This window comes from Streptomyces sp. NPDC002701, assembly GCF_042889045.1.
Taxonomy (GTDB): Bacteria; Actinomycetota; Actinomycetes; order Streptomycetales; family Streptomycetaceae; genus Streptomyces.
This window is the reverse complement of sequence record NZ_JBIAQL010000011.1, coordinates 32,093-48,327: the sequence shown is the minus strand read 5'-3', so window position 1 is coordinate 48,327 and position 16,235 is coordinate 32,093. Positions and strand designations below refer to the sequence as shown.

General features: G+C 71.8%; 14 protein-coding genes. 6 read left to right on the top strand and 8 right to left on the bottom strand.

Annotated elements, in window-relative coordinates; all coding sequences use genetic code 11:
* Positions 1-45: 45 nt before the first annotated feature.
* Positions 46-1,017 carry an aldo/keto reductase gene (locus ACFYXC_RS26320; RefSeq protein WP_389554289.1) on the bottom strand — a complete coding sequence of 324 codons (972 nt, stop codon included), beginning with the start codon at positions 1,015-1,017 and terminating at the stop codon, positions 46-48.
* Positions 1,018-1,262: 245 nt separating this feature from the next.
* Complete coding sequence (gene argH / locus ACFYXC_RS26315) at positions 1,263-2,696, bottom strand: argininosuccinate lyase (protein ID WP_388918031.1); 1,434 nt, start codon at positions 2,694-2,696, stop codon at positions 1,263-1,265.
* Positions 2,697-2,980: 284 nt separating this feature from the next.
* Between argH and ACFYXC_RS26310 the strand changes: the two genes are divergently transcribed.
* The 6 genes from ACFYXC_RS26310 to ACFYXC_RS26285 all read left to right on the top strand — a co-directional run bounded on the left by ACFYXC_RS26310 (position 2,981) and on the right by ACFYXC_RS26285 (position 8,500).
* Positions 2,981-3,856 (top strand): hypothetical protein, encoded by an 876-nt coding sequence (locus ACFYXC_RS26310; protein WP_389554288.1) that lies wholly within the window; start codon positions 2,981-2,983, stop codon positions 3,854-3,856.
* Positions 3,857-4,013: 157 nt separating this feature from the next.
* Positions 4,014-4,601 carry a pyridoxamine 5'-phosphate oxidase family protein gene (locus tag ACFYXC_RS26305; RefSeq protein ID WP_389554287.1) on the top strand — a complete coding sequence of 196 codons (588 nt, stop codon included), beginning with the start codon at positions 4,014-4,016 and terminating at the stop codon, positions 4,599-4,601.
* Positions 4,602-4,603: 2 nt separating this feature from the next.
* Complete coding sequence (locus ACFYXC_RS26300) at positions 4,604-5,305, top strand: L,D-transpeptidase (protein WP_389554286.1); 702 nt, start codon at positions 4,604-4,606, stop codon at positions 5,303-5,305.
* Positions 5,306-5,507: 202 nt separating this feature from the next.
* A complete protein-coding gene (locus tag ACFYXC_RS26295; protein WP_389554410.1) occupies positions 5,508-6,836 on the top strand; it encodes a ferric reductase-like transmembrane domain-containing protein in 1,329 nt (442 codons plus the stop codon).
* A 19-nt stretch (positions 6,837-6,855) separates the two neighbouring features.
* Complete coding sequence (locus tag ACFYXC_RS26290; RefSeq protein ID WP_389554285.1) at positions 6,856-7,683, top strand: FMN-binding protein; 828 nt, start codon at positions 6,856-6,858, stop codon at positions 7,681-7,683.
* 79 nt (positions 7,684-7,762) lie between these two features.
* Positions 7,763-8,500, top strand: coding sequence for an FAD:protein FMN transferase (locus tag ACFYXC_RS26285; protein ID WP_389554408.1), 738 nt, complete (start codon positions 7,763-7,765; stop codon positions 8,498-8,500).
* 87 nt (positions 8,501-8,587) lie between these two features.
* Here ACFYXC_RS26285 and ACFYXC_RS26280 read toward each other — a convergent pair whose 3' ends face one another.
* The 6 genes from ACFYXC_RS26280 to ACFYXC_RS26255 all read right to left on the bottom strand — a co-directional run bounded on the left by ACFYXC_RS26280 (position 8,588) and on the right by ACFYXC_RS26255 (position 16,202).
* Positions 8,588-9,124 (bottom strand): arginine repressor, encoded by a 537-nt coding sequence (locus ACFYXC_RS26280; protein WP_388918019.1) that lies wholly within the window; start codon positions 9,122-9,124, stop codon positions 8,588-8,590.
* An 18-nt stretch (positions 9,125-9,142) separates the two neighbouring features.
* Entirely contained in the window at positions 9,143-10,345 is a 1,203-nt protein-coding gene (locus ACFYXC_RS26275; RefSeq protein ID WP_389554284.1) for an acetylornithine transaminase, read from the bottom strand.
* Positions 10,342-11,253, bottom strand: coding sequence for an acetylglutamate kinase (argB, locus tag ACFYXC_RS26270; protein WP_388918013.1), 912 nt, complete (start codon positions 11,251-11,253; stop codon positions 10,342-10,344). Before argB ends, ACFYXC_RS26275 begins: the two co-directional genes overlap by 4 nt.
* The gene (argJ, locus tag ACFYXC_RS26265) at positions 11,250-12,401 is read right to left on the bottom strand and encodes a bifunctional glutamate N-acetyltransferase/amino-acid acetyltransferase ArgJ (RefSeq protein WP_388918010.1); all 1,152 of its coding nucleotides are present in this window, start codon (positions 12,399-12,401) and stop codon (positions 11,250-11,252) included. The genes argB and argJ overlap by 4 nt, the downstream gene beginning before the upstream one ends.
* The gene (argC, locus tag ACFYXC_RS26260) at positions 12,398-13,426 is read right to left on the bottom strand and encodes an N-acetyl-gamma-glutamyl-phosphate reductase (protein ID WP_388918007.1); all 1,029 of its coding nucleotides are present in this window, start codon (positions 13,424-13,426) and stop codon (positions 12,398-12,400) included. Before argC ends, argJ begins: the two co-directional genes overlap by 4 nt.
* A 262-nt stretch (positions 13,427-13,688) precedes the next feature.
* Positions 13,689-16,202 (bottom strand): alpha-L-arabinofuranosidase C-terminal domain-containing protein, encoded by a 2,514-nt coding sequence (locus ACFYXC_RS26255; RefSeq protein WP_389554283.1) that lies wholly within the window; start codon positions 16,200-16,202, stop codon positions 13,689-13,691.
* Positions 16,203-16,235: the final 33 nt, after the last annotated feature.

Here is a 16,235-nt window from a genome sequence, read left to right as displayed (position 1 = left end):
AGAGCGGCTGTCGGGGCGCCGGCAGCCGCCAGCCCCCGGGAGCCGTCAGTGCCAGGGGAGTTGTCCGCGCTTCACCCAGTACGCAGCCGGCTCCTCGGCCAGGGTGTCCAGCCGAGCGGCCTGCTCGTCGTCCAGGTCGATCACCGCCGCATGCAGGTTCGACGCGAGCTGGTCGGTGGTGGCCGCGCCGGACAGGACGACGCCCGCCCAGGGCCGGCGCAGGACGAAGGCGAGAGCGACCGCGTCGGCGCCGAGGCCCGCCTCCTCGGCGACGGCGCGTACGGCGGCCGGCGCGTGCGGGCCGGCGAGACGGCCGTTGGCCATGCCCTCCTTGATGATCACGGTGAGTCCGGCGTCGTGCGCCTCGGCGAGCGCGAGCCCGGCGGAGGTGTCCAGGACGTTGTACGTGGCCTGGACTGTCCGGAAGAGGGGCTCCGAGTCGACGGTCACGGCGAGCGCGGCACGGATCGCGTCGGCCTGGGCGGGACCGCTGGTCGAGAAGCCGACGGCCGTGCCGCGAGCCGCCGCCTCCGCCAGGGCGGCGTGCAGTTCCCTGTCGGTCAGGGCCGGGCTCTCGGGCGTCACCGAGTGGATCTGGTACAGGTCGAGCCGGTCACCGAGGAGCGCGGCGCTCTCGGCGCGCTGCCTCTCGTACGTGGCGAGGCCGTGGTCCTTGATCTCGTGCGCCTCGGCGTCGGTGCGCCAGTCGGCCGTGTAGGTGTAGCCCCACTTGCTGCCGACGACGATGTCGTCGATCTCGGGCCGGGCGCTCAGCCAGCCGGCGAGGAACTCCTCCGAGCGGCCGTACGAACGGGCGGCGTCGAAGTAGCGCACGCCCTGGGCGTAGGCGGCGTCGAGGAGTTCGTGGGTGCGGGCGCGCAGTGCCTCGACGCTGCGGTCCGCTCCGAGGTCGCGGTCGCGGCCGAGGTTGATGTAGCCGGGGCGGCCGATCGCGGCGAGGCCCAGGCCGAGGTGGCGGGTGGGGGTGGTGGCTGTCGCCAGTCGGGCGAAGGGCATCGCGGGTTCCGTTTCGGTCGGCTCCGGTGCGGCTGTCGGACCAACGTAACCCGATGATCGGCGGGAGCGCGGCCCGCGTGGTGCCGGTGCCGGTGCGGCTGCGGGTGCGTTGTGGCTTGTCGCGCAGTTCCCCGCGCCCCTGAAGGCGAAAAACCGGGGCGCATCCCCGCTTTTCAGGGGCGCGGGGAACTGCGCGAGCAACCACGACGCACCCGCAGCACACGACCGGCCGCTCCCAACCCTCCCTAGTCCGCGTTCTTCGCCGTCGCCCACGCGTGCTGCCTCGCCACGTCCGACTTCACCTCGGCGAGTTGTACGGCGACCGCGCTCGGCGCGGTACCCCCGCGGCCGTCGCGGGACGCGAGCGCGCCGGGCACGTTCAGCACGGACCGCACCTCGGGCGTGAGGTGGGCGGAGATTTTCGCGAACTGCTCGTCGGTGAGCCCGTCGAGCTCGACCCCGTCGGCCTCGGCCGCCTTCACGCACTCGCCCGCGACCTCGTGCGCGACCCGGAACGGCACCCCCTGCTTGACCAGCCACTCGGCGATGTCGGTGGCGAGCGAGAAGCCGGCCGGGGCCAGCTCCTCCATGCGCTCGCGGTGGACCGTCAGCGTGGCCATCATCCCGGTGAAGGCCGGCAGCAGGACCTCCAGCTGGTCGCAGGAGTCGAAGACCGGCTCCTTGTCCTCCTGGAGGTCGCGGTTGTAGGCGAGGGGCAGCGCCTTGAGCGTCGCCAGCAGACCGGTGAGGTTGCCGATCAGCCGTCCGCTCTTGCCGCGTGCCAGCTCCGCGATGTCCGGGTTCTTCTTCTGCGGCATGATCGACGAGCCGGTGGAGAAGGCGTCGTGGAGGGTGACGAAGGAGAACTCCTTCGTGTTCCAGATGATGACCTCCTCCGCGATCCGCGAGAGGTTGACGCCGATCATCGCGGTGATGAAGGCGAACTCGGCCGCGAAGTCACGGGAGGCCGTGCCGTCGATCGAGTTGCCGACGCTGCCGTGCTCGAAGCCGAGGTCCTTGGCGACCGACTCCGGGTCGAGGCCGAGGCTGCTGCCGGCGAGCGCGCCGGAGCCGTACGGCGACACGGCGGTCCGCTCGTCCCACTGCCGCAGGCGTTCGGCGTCCCGGGACAGGGACTGCGCGTGGGCCAGCACATGGTGGGCGAAGAGCACGGGCTGGGCGTGCTGGAGGTGGGTGCGGCCGGGCATCGCGACGTCCGGGTGCGCCTCGGCCAGGCCGATCAGCGCGTCCTGGAGTTCGGCGAGCAGGCCGCCGATGATCCGGGCGTGGTCGCGCAGGTACATCCGGAAGAGCGTGGCGACCTGGTCGTTGCGTGACCGGCCCGCGCGCAGTTTGCCGCCGAGGTCCGGGCCGAGCTGTTCCAGCAAGCCGCGCTCCAGGGCGGTGTGGACGTCCTCGTCGGCGACGGTGCCGACGAAGGAGCCGTCAGCGACGGCGGCCTCCAGCCGGTCGAGGCCCGCGAGCATACGGTCCAGCTCGTCGTCGTCGAGGAGGTGCGCCTTGTGCAGCACGCGCGCGTGGGCCCGCGATCCGGCGATGTCGTAGGGCGCCAGCCGCCAGTCGAAGTGGACGGACGCGGACAGCTTCGCCAGGGCCTCGGCGGGACCGTCGGCGAACCGGCCGCCCCAGAGCCGTACGTCACCGCTGTTGCTGCTCACTGGCTGCACTCCTCAGAACTGGTGGAAAGAGGGCGCCCCCGAAGGGGCGCGGGAAACTGCACGGTCCGCTCACGACGGCCCACCCGGGGCCGCCTGCCGAAGCTCGGCGCAGCACACTCACCGCTATGCATGATTATGCAAACCTTCGCATGATTCGTCAATCCAGAAGGTCCCGGCAACGAAATCCCACGTCCGTTGAACACGAGAAACCGCTTACCCGTATTCCATCCCGAACGCCGGCGCCGCGTCTGTACACCCACTCCTGACCCAAGTGAGGCACCCCCATGTCCAGGGCTCTTCCGAAGTACAACAAACGCCGCGTGGCGATCATCGGCGGCGCTGCGGCCGTGGCGTTGTCCGGGGCGGTGATCGCGGGCTCCGCCCTCGCCGGGGAGACGTCCGGCGGCAACGACGGCGGAGCGGCCGGGGCGGCCGCCTCGCCCGGCACGATCAGCTGCCCGGCGGTGGAAGGCAGCCTGCCCGCGATCCCCGCCTCCGCCCAGGCCGAGGTCACCAGCAACCTCGCCCAGCTCGACACCCAGATCGCCGAGGCCAACAAGCGACTCGTCGACACCGTCGGCCAGGGCGGCCCCAACTTCGTACAGAACGCCATCCTCGGCCCCCTGGAGGACAAGCGCGTCGCCGCACTCAACCGCATCGAGACCGCCATCGGCCGCGCCGCCGAAAAGCCCGAGGGCCTCGAAGCCCTCGCCCCCTGCACGCTCGACGCCGACGGCGCGGCCGAAGGGGGCGGCGAGGCAGGCGCGGAGCCGACCGGCGAGGCCACGGAGGGGGCCGGCGGTAACGCGGGCGACGCCGGGGACACCGGTAACGGGGCGGACGCCGGCGGAGAGGACGCGGGCGCCGTCGGCACGATCAGCTGCCCGGCGGTGGAGGGCAGCCTGCCCGCGATCCCCGCCTCCGCCCAGGCCGAGGTCACCAGCAACCTCGCCCAACTGGACACCCAGATCGCCGAGGCCAACAAGCGACTCGTCGACACCGTCGGCCAGGGCGGCCCCAACTTCGTACAGAACGCCATCCTCGGCCCCCTGGAGGACAAGCGCGTCGCCGCACTCAACCGCATCGAGACCGCCATCGGCCGCGCCGCCGAAAAGCCCGAGGGCCTCGAAGCCCTCGCCCCCTGCACGCTGAACAAGTAGCCCACTCCCCCCACGGGCGCCCCGCGCGCCGGCCGGGGCGAAACCCGGGACCCGTGCGCCAACCCGGCCACGGGTCCCGGCCCAAGGGTCTCCGCCCATGGCGCGGGGAGCGCAAATCCTTAGACAGGCGAAAGACTTGCGGCGATAATCGCTGACCATGGGAAAGACGTATGAGCGCATAGACGGCCGCCTGCGTACGTTCATCGAGGCGCAGCCCCTCTTCTTCACCGCGACCGCCCCCCTGTCGGGCGACGGCACGGTCAACCTCTCCCCCAAGGGACTGACCGGTTCCTTCGTCGTCCTCGACGATCTCACCGTCGCCTACCTGGACTTTGCAGGCAGCAACGCCGAGACCATCGCGCACCTGCGGGAGAACGGGCGGATCACCCTGATGTGGTGCGCCTTCCAGGGCCCGCCGAACATCGTCCGTGTCCACGGCCGGGGTGAACCGGTCTTCCGCGACGACCCGCGCTTCGGGGAACTCCTCGCCCGTTTCCCGGACATCGACCCGGTACCGCACGGCCTGCGGGCGATCATCGTGGTGCCGGCCGAACTCGTCCGCGACACCTGCGGCTACGCGGTGCCGTTCATGTCGTACGACGAGGACCGCGACCTGCACGCGAAGCGCTTCGCGCGCGAGGACGACGTCTCGCTGAACGCGTACTTCGAGAAGAAGGAGCATGTGCGGAGCAGCCTGGACGGCCTACCCGGGCTGCCGTTGCCGCTGCCGCCCCGTAGCGTCTGAGCATGCGCCCCGGAGCCGCCGTCCTCGCGTCCGTGTCCCTCCTCCTCCTGGCCGCCGGCCCGGCGCCCGCCGGCCGGTCCCCGCTGCCCGAGCGGATGGCCGACACGGGCGGCGGCACCCAGCTCCTCACCGCGCGGGCCGCCCGCACCTCCTCGACGACCGGCACGGTCACCTGGTGGAACCGCCGTGACGGGCGATGGCTGAAGGCAGGTTCCGCACCCGCGCGCTTCGGCGCCGGAGGGCTCGTCGAGGGCGGCTCCCGCGAGCAGGGCACGAACACCACGCCCACCGGTCTGTTCGACCTGCCGTACGCGTTCGGGATCGAACGGGCGCCCGCGGGGACGACCGTGCCGTACCGACCGGTGCGGCCGACCTCCTGGTGGTGCCAGGACAACGACTCCCGCTCCTACAACCGGTGGGTCGACCCCCGCCCGGCCGACTGCCGCGCCGCCGAGTCCGAGCACCTGATCACGTACGGGACGCAGTACGCGTACGCCCTCGTCATCGGTTTCAACTACGAGCGGCCGGTACGGAAGCGCGGTGCGGGGATCTTCCTGCACGTCGACGGGCCTGGTGCGACGGCCGGTTGCGTGTCCGTGCCCAGGGACGCGATGCGGCGCATCCTCGACTGGGCCGAGCCCGGCCGCACTCCGCACATCGCCATCGGGACGGACGGCGGGCCCACCGCCCTCACCCGGTACTGACCTGCGGGCGGCCCCGCCGGGGCGGTCCGCGCGGTCGCCGGTTACCGCGGGTCTCAGCAGTTCACGGCTTCCCCGGCGGCCCGTTGAACACACGGCCGCCCAGGGACGTACCAGTGGGCCGAGGGGTCACTCCCCTTCCCAGCGTCCCCACGGAGGAACCGTGAGCACCATCGCCGGCGGTCGCGCCGCGCGGCGCCAGACGATGCGCCGTATCCGCCCTCGCCGCTCCCCCGCGATCCTGTTGCTGATCGCCGTCTGGGCGGGCGCGGCGGGAGTCGTCTGGCTGTGGTGGAGCAACACGCCGGCCATCGCGGACGACAAGGGCCGCATCCTCAACGCGGGCCGCATCACCGGTCTGCTCGCCGGCTACCTGATGGCCCTGGTGGTCCTGCAGATGGCCCGGGTACCCGCGCTGGAGCGCCGGGTCGGCTCGGACCGGGTCGCCCGCTGGCACGCCATGAGCGGCCGCTACATGCTCTGTCTCACCCTCGCCCACATCGGACTGACGATGTACGGCTACGCCCTCCAGGCGAACACCGGGGTCGTCCAGCAGACCGTCGACTCCGTCAAGACCCTGCCCGACATGGGCAAGGCGGCGATCGGCACGGGCCTGCTGCTGTTCATCGGGCTGATCTCGGTGGGCGGGCTGCGCAGGAGGATCCCGTACGACACCTGGTACCACATCCACCTGCTCACGTACGTCGCCGTGTACCTGTCGTTCTGGCACCAGCTGTCCACGGGCAACGACTTCGCCGTGGAGCCGGCCGCGACGACGGCCTGGTACGCGCTGTACGGGACGGTCACCGCGCTGGTGCTCTGGTACCGGGTGATCACGCCGGTCCGGCTGAACCTGCGCCACCGGATGCGGGTCGAGGAGGTCGTCGAAGAGGCGCCCGGCATCGTCTCCGTGCTGATCAGCGGGAAGCGGCTGCACCGTATCGGTGCCGAGCCCGGCCAGTTCTTCCGCTGGCGGTTCATGGCGCCGGGCATGCGGCTCAGCTCGCACCCGTACTCCCTGTCGGCCGCGCCGCGCCCGGGTCTGCTGCGGATCACCGTGAAGGCGCTGGGCGACCACAGCACCGCGCTGAAGGGGCTGAAGCGGGGCACGCGGGTGTGGGCCGAGGGCCCGTACGGGGCGCTGACCGCCTCCCGGCGCAGCCGCGGCAAGGTGCTGCTGATGGCCGGCGGCGTGGGCATCACCCCGATGCGGGCGCTGTTCGAGACGCTGCCCGCGGAGCGCGGCGACCTCACCCTGCTGTACCGGGCCAACAGCACCCAGGACCTGGCGCTGTGGGACGAGTTGTCGGCCATCGCCGACGAGCGCGGCGCCCGGCTGATGTACGCGGTGAACAGCCCCGACGGGGAGCGTCCCGACATCAACCCGGACACGCTGCGCCAGAAACTGCCCGACATCGACGAGCACGACGTCTTCCTGTGCGGACCGCCCGGCTTCGCCGAGGGCGCGTACACCGCACTGCGCGGCGCCGGCGTGCCCGCCCGCCGCATCCACCACGAGTCCTTCGAGCTGTGAGGAACGGGAGTCCGGACCGATGAAGAAGAGTCATCCCCTGCGCCGCATCGTGCTGGCCGGTGCCGCCACGGTGTCCGGGATCGTCCTGCTGCTGTCGCTGAAGCCCTCGTCGGACCCGGCGGCGGCGTCCGCCGACGGCGCGCCACAGGGGCAGCAGTCCGTCGCCCCTCAGGGGCCGGGAGGCGCGCAGGCCGCCGCAGGCGCGCAGGCCCAGATGCTCACCGGTGACGTCGTCAAGACCGAATACGGCAACGTCCAGGTACAGATCACCGTGGCGGGCGGGAAGATCACGTCGGCCGCCGCCCTGCAGTCCCCGACCGGCGGGCGCAGCACCGAGGTCAGCACCGACGCGGTGCCCAAGCTGAACAGGGCGGCGGTCACGGTCGGCAGCGCCGACATCGACGCCGTCTCCGGCGCCACCTACACCAGCGGCGGCTACAAAAAGTCGCTGCAGTCGGCCCTCGACAAGGCGGGCGCGGCGGGCGGCGGCTCGGCGGAGGCGGGCGGCACCGGCGGCGGGACGGGCGGCAGCGGCTCGGGCGACGCGAGCGGGTCGGGGGCGGGCGCCGCCCAGGCGAAGACCGTCACCGGCAAGGCCGTCACGACCGAGTACGGGCCCGTGCAGGTACGGGTCACCGTGAGCGGCGGGAAGGTCACCAAGGCGGAGGCGGTGCAGCAGCCCAAGGGCGGTCGCAGCGACCAGATCAACGGTGACGCGGTGCCGAAGCTGAACGCGGCGGCGGTCGCGGCGGGCAGCGCCGACATCGACGCCGTCTCCGGCGCCACCTACACCAGCGGCGGCTACAAGGAGTCCCTGCAGTCGGCCCTGGACCAGGCCGGTGGCTGAACCCCCCGAGCCGGCCGAACCCACTGAACCCGCCGCGTCCGCCGAGGCGCTGCCGGCGGTGCGGCACGCGGAGGAGGTGATGGGCACGGTCTTCTCCTTCGACGTACGCGGTGGGGAACCCGAGGCGGTGCGCACCGCGTTGGCGGAGGCCGTCGCGCAACTCCACGTGGTGGACCGCGTGTTCAGCACCTACCGGGAGGACAGCCAGATCACCCGGCTGGCGCGCGGCCTGCTGACCGTGGACGAGTGCGACCCGGAGGTCGCCGAGGTGCTCGAACTGTGCGCCGAGGCCGAGCGGTCGAGCGACGGCTGGTTCAGTGCGACGTACGCGGGTGCCTTCGACCCGACCGGCATCGTGAAGGGCTGGTCCGTCGAACGCGCCGCCCGGCGGCTCGTCGCGGCGGGCGTGTCCGGGGTGAGCGTGAACGGCGGCGGCGACGTGCAGATGTACGGCGTACCGGGGCCGCACCGGCCCTGGCGGGTCGGCGTGGCCGACCCGTTGCGCCCGGGTTCGCTGGCCGCCGTGGTCTCCGCGGCGGGGGTCGACCGGCTGGCCGTGGCCACGTCGGGCTCCGCCGAGCGCGGCACGCACATCATGGATCCCCGCACGGGTCACTCCGCGGTCACCGACCTGGTCGCGGTGACCGTGGTCGGGCCCCGCATCCTGTGGGCGGACGCCTGGGCGACGGCGGCCTTCGCGATGGGGTCCCGGCAGGCCCTGGCCTGGCTGGAGTCCCTCCCGGACACGGAGGCGCTGCTCATCACGGCGGGGGACGAGGTCCGCTGCACGGGGGGTCTGGCCGACCGGCTGGGCTGAGCGGGTGCCCTTCGCGGGGCGGCCCGTGGTCGACTGCGCGACCAGCCCCCACCGGCCCGCGCCCGGGGACGGACCCCGCGCGCCCCCTCAGTGGTGGCTCTGGGCCAGCCGCAGCAGGTGGTCCGCCAGTGCCTGGCCCCCGGAGGGATCCCGGCTGATCAGCATCAGCGTGTCGTCCCCGGCGATGGTCCCCAGCACATCCCGCAGCTCCGCCTGGTCGATGGCGGACGCGAGGAACTGCGCGGCCCCCGGCGGGGTACGCAGGACCACCAGGTTCGCGGACGCCTCCGCGGAGATCAGCAGCTCCGCGGAGAGCCGCCGCATCCGCTCCTCCTTCGCCGACTCCCCCAGCGGAGCGCGCGGCGTCCGGAAACCCCCCTCGCTCGGCACCGCGTAGATCAGGTCGCCGTCGTTGTTGCGGATCTTCACCGCGTTCAGCTCGTCCAGGTCCCGGGAGAGCGTCGCCTGGGTGACGTTCAGCCCGTCGTCGGCGAGGAGCTTCGCCAACTGGCTCTGTGAGCGGACCGGCTGCCGGTTGAGGATGTCCACGATCCGGCGGTGGCGTGCGGTGCGGGTCTGTGGAACGGCGGGTCCCGCGTGGTCGTGATCCTGCGCCTGACTCATCGTCGTCTCATTTCCCGGTCATTCCCCGGTTCGTCCGTCCCCGTCGGTCACCGCGTCGAGAACGCCGCGGAAGGCCCGGAGAAACGTGTCCACCTCGTCCTCGGCGATGTTCAGCGGCGGCATCAGCCGTACGACATCGGGGGCGGGCGCGTTCACCAGGAGGCCGGCGTCCTGAGCCGCCTGTTGCACGCGGGGCGCGAGTGGCTCGGTGAGCACGATACCCAGGAGGAGGCCCGCGCCCCGGACATGGTCGACCAGCGGGTGACCGAGGGACTCGATGCCGTCGCGGAGCTTCTCGCCGGACCGCTTCACGTTCTCCAGCAGGCCCTCGGCCTCGATCGTGTCGAGGACGGCGAGGCCCGCGGCACAGGCGACCGGGTTGCCGCCGAACGTGGTGCCGTGGTGCCCGGGCTGCAGGAACTGCGCCGCGCGCCCGAAGGCGACGGTCGCGCCCAGCGGCAGTCCGCCGCCGAGGCCCTTGGCGAGCGTGACGACGTCGGGCAGGACTCCCTCGTGCGCCTGGTACTCGAACCAGTGCCCGGTCCGCCCCACCCCGGTCTGCACCTCGTCCAGGACGAGGAGGCTGCCGGTGGCGGCTGTGATGGCCCGGGCCGCCTTGAGGTAGCCGGGGGGCGGCACGACCACGCCGTTCTCCCCCTGGATCGGCTCGATGACGACGAGCGCGGTGTCCTCGGTGACGGCCGCCGCCAGCGCCTGCGGGTCCCCGTACGGTACGTGGGTGACGTCGCCCGGCAGGGGCAGGAACGGGTCCCGCTTGCCGGGCTGGCCGGTGAGGGCCAGCGCGCCCATGGTGCGGCCGTGGAAGCCGCCGTCGGTCGCGACCATGTGCGGCCGGCCGGTCAGGCGGCCGATCTTGAAGGCGCCCTCGTTGGCCTCGGCCCCCGAGTTGCAGAAGTAGACGCGGCCGTCCCGCCCGAAGAGCTGGAGGAGCCGCTCGGCGAGCGCGACGGGCGGCTCGGCGACGAACAGGTTGGACACGTGGCCGAGGGAGGCGATCTGCCGGCTCACGGCCTCGACGATCGCCGGGTGGGCGTGGCCGAGGGCGTTCACCGCGATCCCGCCGACGAAGTCGAGGTACTGCGTGCCGTCGGCGTCCCAGAGCTTCGTGCCGGCGCCGCGGACGAGGGGCAGCCGGGGGGTGCCGTAGTTGTCCATCAGCGCGCCCTGCCAGCGCCGGGTGAGTTCTTCGTTGGCGGTCATGCGTCCCCCTCCGCATCGGGCACGACCATCGTGCCGATGCCCTCGTCGGTGAAGATCTCCAGCAGGATCGAGTGCTGGACCCGGCCGTCGATCACGCGGGCGGTGTTCACCCCGTTGCGCACGGCGTACAGACAGCCCTGCATCTTCGGCACCATGCCGCTGGCCAGCTCGGGCAGCAGTTTCTCCAGCTCCCTGGCGGTGAGCCGGCTGATGACCTCGTCGGAGTGGGGCCAGTCCTCGTAGAGGCCCTCGACGTCGGTGAGGACCATCAGTGTCTCGGCACCCAGCGCCGCAGCGAGTGCCGCAGCCGCCGTATCAGCATTGACGTTGTAGACATGTCCGTCGTCCTGGCTACGGGCGATCGAGGAGACGACCGGGATCCGGCCGTCGGCGAGCAGTGCCTCGATCGCGCCCGTGTCGATCGCGGTGATCTCGCCCACCCGGCCGATGTCGACGAGTTCCCCGTCGATCTGCGGCTGGTGCTTGACGGCGGTGATGGTGTGCGCGTCCTCGCCGGTGAGTCCCACCGCGAGCGGACCGTGCTGGTTGAGCAGCCCGACGAGTTCACGCTGGACCTGTCCGGCGAGCACCATGCGTACGACGTCCATGGCGTCCTCGGTGGTGACCCGCAGACCCGCCTTGAACTCGCTGACGATGCCGTGCCGGTCCAGGGCCGCGCTGATCTGCGGGCCGCCGCCGTGCACGACGACGGGTTTGAGGCCGGCCTGGCGCAGGAACACGACGTCCTGCGCGAACGCGGCCTTCAGGTCCTCGTCGACCATGGCGTTGCCGCCGAACTTGATGACGACCGTCTTTCCGTTGTGCCGGGTCAGCCAGGGCAGCGCCTCGATGAGGATCTGGGCCTTGGGCAGTGCGGTGTGCTTGCGCGTGGTGCTCGTGGTGCTCATGACGAATAGGCACTGTTCTCGTGTACGTAGTCCGCGGTGAGGTCGTTGGTCCAGATCGTGGCGGTCTCCTCGCCGGCGGCGAGGTCGGCGACGATGTGGACCTCCCGGTAGCGCATGTCGACCGTGTCGCGGTCCTCGCCGACGGAGCCGTTCTTGCAGACCCAGACGCCGTTGATGGCGACGTTGAGCCGGTCGGGCTCGAAGGCGGCGGACGTCGTGCCGATGGCGGAGAGCACCCGGCCCCAGTTGGGGTCCTCACCGTGGATGGCGCACTTCAGGAGGTTGTTGCGGGCGATGGAACGGCCGACCTCGACGGCGTCGTCCTCGCTCGCCGCGTTCACCACCTCGACCTTGATGTCCTTCCCGGCTCCCTCGGCGTCCCGGATCAGCTGCTGGCCGAGGTCGTCGCAGACGGACCGTACGGCCTCGGCGAACTCCGCGTACTCCGGGGTGATCCCCGAGGCGCCGGACGCGAGCAGCAGCACGGTGTCGTTCGTCGACATGCAGCCGTCGGAGTCGACCCGGTCGAAGGTGACCTTCGTGGCCGCCCGCAGCGCCCTGTCCAGTTCGTCGCTGTCGACGTCGGCGTCCGTGGTGAGGACGACCAGCATGGTGGCGAGGCCGGGGGCGAGCATGCCCGCGCCCTTGGCCATGCCTCCGACGGTCCAGCCGTTCCGCTGCGCGACCGAGGTCTTGTGGACGCTGTCGGTGGTCTTGATGGCGATGGCGGCCTTCTCGCCGCCGTGCTCGGACAGGGCCGCCGCGGCCTGCTCGACGCCCGGCAGGAGCTTGTCCATCGGGAGCAGGATGCCGATGAGTCCGGTGGAGGCGACGGCGACGTCACCCGCGTTGCGGCCGAGCACCTCCGCCACCTTCTCGGCGGTGGCGTGGGTGTCCTGGAAGCCCTTGGGTCCCGTACAGGCGTTGGCGCCACCGGAGTTGAGGATGACGGCGGAGAGCCGGCCGCCCTTGAGGACCTGCTCGGACCAGAGCACGGGCGCGGCCTTGACGCGGTTGGAGGTGAAGACGCCCGCGGCGGCGAGGCGGGGCCCGTCGTTGACCACGAGGGCCAGGTCCGGGTTGCCGTTCTCCTTGATCCCGGCGGCGATGCCGGCCGCCGTGAACCCCTGTGCTGCCGTGACACTCACGGTGCGACTCCGATCGTGGAAAGCCCGGTGCCCTCGTCGAGCCCGAGGGCGATGTTCATGCTCTGGACGGCACCGCCGGCGGTGCCCTTGGTGAGGTTGTCGATGGCGCTGATCGCGATGATGCGCCCCGCGGCCCCGTCGTACGCGACCTGCACCTGAACGGCGTTGGAACCGTGGACGGACGCGGTCGCCGGCCACTGCCCCTCGGGCAGCAGGTGCACGAACGGCTCGTCGGCGTACGCCTTCTCGTAGGCGGCCCGCACGGACTCCGCGGTGGTGCCCGGCTTCGCCCTGGCGCTGCAGGTGGCGAGGATGCCGCGGGACATCGGGGCGAGGGTCGGGGTGAAGGAGACGGTGACGGGCCCGCCCGCGACCGCGCCGAGGTTCTGGATCATCTCGGGGGTGTGCCGGTGCCCGCCGCCGACACCGTACGGGGACATGGACCCCATGACCTCGCTGCCGAGCAGGTGGGGTTTGAGGGCCTTGCCGGCGCCGGACGTCCCGGACGCGGCGACGACGACGGCCTCGTTCTCGGCGAGGCCGGCCGTGTAGGCGGGGACGAGCGCCAGCGTGACGGCGGTCGGATAGCAGCCGGGCACCGCGATGCGCCTGGACCCCTCCAGCGCGGCGCGCGCACCCGGCAGTTCGGGGAGGCCGTAGGGCCAGGTCCCGGCGTGCGCGGAGCCGTAGAAGCGCTCCCAGTCGGCCGGGTCCTTGAGGCGGAAGTCGGCGCCCATGTCGACGACGAGGACGTCCGGTCCGAGCCGTTCCGCGACGGCGGCGGACTGCCCGTGGGGCAGCGCGAGGAAGACGACGTCGTGTCCCGCGAGGATCTCGGGCGTGGTCTCCTCCAGCACGCGGTCGGCCAGCGGCAGCAGATGCGGCTGCAGGGCGCCGAGCCGCTGCCCGGCGTTGGAGTTGCCGGTCAGGGCGCCGATCTCGACCTCGGGGTGCGCCAGGAGCAGACGCAGCAGTTCCCCGCCCGCGTATCCGCTCGCTCCGGCCACTGCCGCACGTACCGCCATGGGACCCTCCTCTTGGATGGCATGACTATACGTTTCATTGCACGTTTATGCAATCTTCCGCGATTGCCGAGGAGGGGATCGCGCGGCAGTCGGTCGCTCGTCCTGTCTCTACCCGCACCGCCCGCGGGTTCATGCGGTGGACGCGGCAGGACCGGCCGGAAACGGGCGGGGCCCGGTGTACTGCTGACCGGACAGGGCCGCCGGGTGGTCCGCGCCGTCCGCGCGGCCCGGACCCGTTCCGGGGTCCGGGCCGCACGTCCGGTCATCCCTTCTTGATGCGCAGGAACGTCACCGAGTTCGCCGGGAAGGTGTACGTGAACTTCTTCGCGACCGCGGAGAACGTGGACGTGACCGGCGCGACGGCCGTGTCCGTCTCGGTGTTCACGGCGTCGGGAGCGGCCGCGAGCGTGGTCACCTCGGCCCTCGGCCGCACCTTCGCGCCGCCGAGGTCGATCGCCGTGCGGGCCTCCGCCGCCTGGGCGTTGACCACCTTGACGATCAGGTCGCCGGTCCGCGCGTCCTCGGTGACGACCTGCCGGAACGGCTCGGCCGGCTTGTCGTCGGTGAAGCTGCCCCACTCCTGGCCGTCGAGGAAGAGGGTGACCTGCCGGCCGCGCACCTTGATGTCGATGTCGTAGGCACGGCCCGTCTCGATGGACCCGGCCTTGGAGAGCAGTGTCGACTTGCCGCCGTCCACGGCCTGCTCGACGGCGGACTGGGTGTTGTTCCAGCCGCCCAGGTTCCACCAGTAGTAGTTGCCGGTGTCCTTGACGCCGAAGGCGACGAGGAAGCCCTCCTTGCCGGCCTTCTTGGTGGCCTTCACGTGCAGGTCGTAGTCGTGCCAGGCCGGGTCGCCCGCGGAGACCATGGTGTTCTCGGCGGCCTCGTCGCTCTGTACGTACTGCCCGTCCTGGACGCTCCAGCTGCCGCCGCCCGTGTGGGTCCACCGCGAGGCGTCACCGGAGAAGTCGTCGGCGAACAGGGGCGTGCCGTCCGCGCCGGTCACCCGCACGTCGTCGTAGGCGGCGCCGGTCGCCCAGGTCGACAGGCCGACCGCGCCCGCGATGGGGCCGCTCACCGACGGGGTGGCGGTCGCGCTCGACGGGACCACCCGGTCGCCGACGTTGCGCATGAAGAGCTTCTGGACCTCGTAGTTGGCGGAGTTCCAGGACGCGTGGTTGTTGAACCAGATCAGGTCGGGGCGCCACTGCACGTAGTCCTCGTTGGCGAGCAGCGGAGCGTACGAGGCGAGCTTCACGATGTCCGCGTTGCGTTCGAGACCGGTCATGAACGCGGCTTCGGAGAGGGCGTTCCGGAAGGTGTTGCCCTGCGAGGCGTACTCGCCCAGGAAGACCTTCGGGCCGTTCCTGTCGTACGAGTCGTAGCGGTCGTTGTTCTGCAGGAACCACTGCGGGCTGTTGTAGTAGTGCTCGTCGACCATGTCGACGTCCGCTTCGCGGTTGAGCCTCCAGGCCGTGTCGAACGTCGCACCGGCGTCGTCGGGGCCGGAGTTGGAGATGACGGTGACGTCCGGGTGCTTCGCCCCGATCGCCGTGCGGAACCGCTTGAAGCGCTCCAGGAACTCGTTCGGCAGGTTCTCCTCGTTGCCGACCGCGAGGTGGGTGAGGCGGAAGGGCTTCGGGTGGCCCATCCTCGCCCGCTTCGCGCCCCACTCGCTGGTCACCGGTCCGTTGGCGAACTCGATGAGGTCGAGGGTGTCCTGGATGTGGCGCTTCAGGAGCGCGTCGTCGTCGACGGCCTGGTTCTGGCCGCAGCCGGTGACGAGGGCGGGCACCACGGGCAGCGGCATGGCGCCGATGTCCTCGGAGAACTGGAAGTACTCGTAGTAGCCGAGGCCGTAACTCTGGTTGTAGCCCCAGAAGTTGGCGTTCGTCGCACGCTGCTCGACGGGGCCGATGGTGTCCTTCCACTGGTACGCCCGGCGCCGCTCCCAGCCGGACGCCTCGTCGTACCCCTCCATGCTGCCGGTGTTGACCAGGCAGCCGCCCGGGAAGCGGACGAACGCCGGATCCAGGGCCGCGATCCTCCGCGCGAGGTCCGTGCGCAGGCCGTGGCCCTTGTACGTGTCGCGCGGGATGAGCGAGATCATGTCGAGCGCGGCCGGGCCGTCCGCGGCCACCGTGAGCCGGCCCCCGGCGCTGGTGCGGGTGGCGGTGAGGCGTGCCGTGTACTTGGTCCAGCCGCCGCGGGCGGTGACGCGACGGGCCTCGGCCAGTGCGCCGTCGGCGTCCCGCAGGGTCACCGTGAGGGCGGACGCCCCCTCGGCGCGGGCCCACACCGAGAAGTCGTAGACCTTGCCCCTCTCCACCGCGATCCCGGTGTTGTAGCCGGAATTGGTGACGGACGAGCCGCCGTCCAGAGCCAGATAGGTGCGGTTGCGGGCGTTCAGCCGGCCGGCGTCGTCCACGGTCCGCGCGGTGCCGGTGGCGGCCCAGGAGGTAAGGGGTGTGTACGAGGCGTGGTCGGCCTGCGTGTACTCGAAGGACCGGTTCTGCACGAGTTCCGCGTACAGGCCGCCGTCCGCGGCCCGGTTGATGTCCTCGAAGAAGACGCCGTACATCGTGTCGTCGATCCTCGCGCCCGCGGTCTTCGGGTCGACGGTGATCGCGTAGTCGGTCGCCGCGTCCTCGGCGACGGCGGGCGCGGGGGCGGCGGGGGCGGCGGTCACCGGGGCCGGGACCAGGAAGGAGGCGGCCAGCAGCGTGGCGGCCGTGAGGGACAGTCTCCAGCGGGTGCGGGTGCGGGCATGTGACATGGATCCTCCGCGGCTCCGAGAGGCGGACAGCAT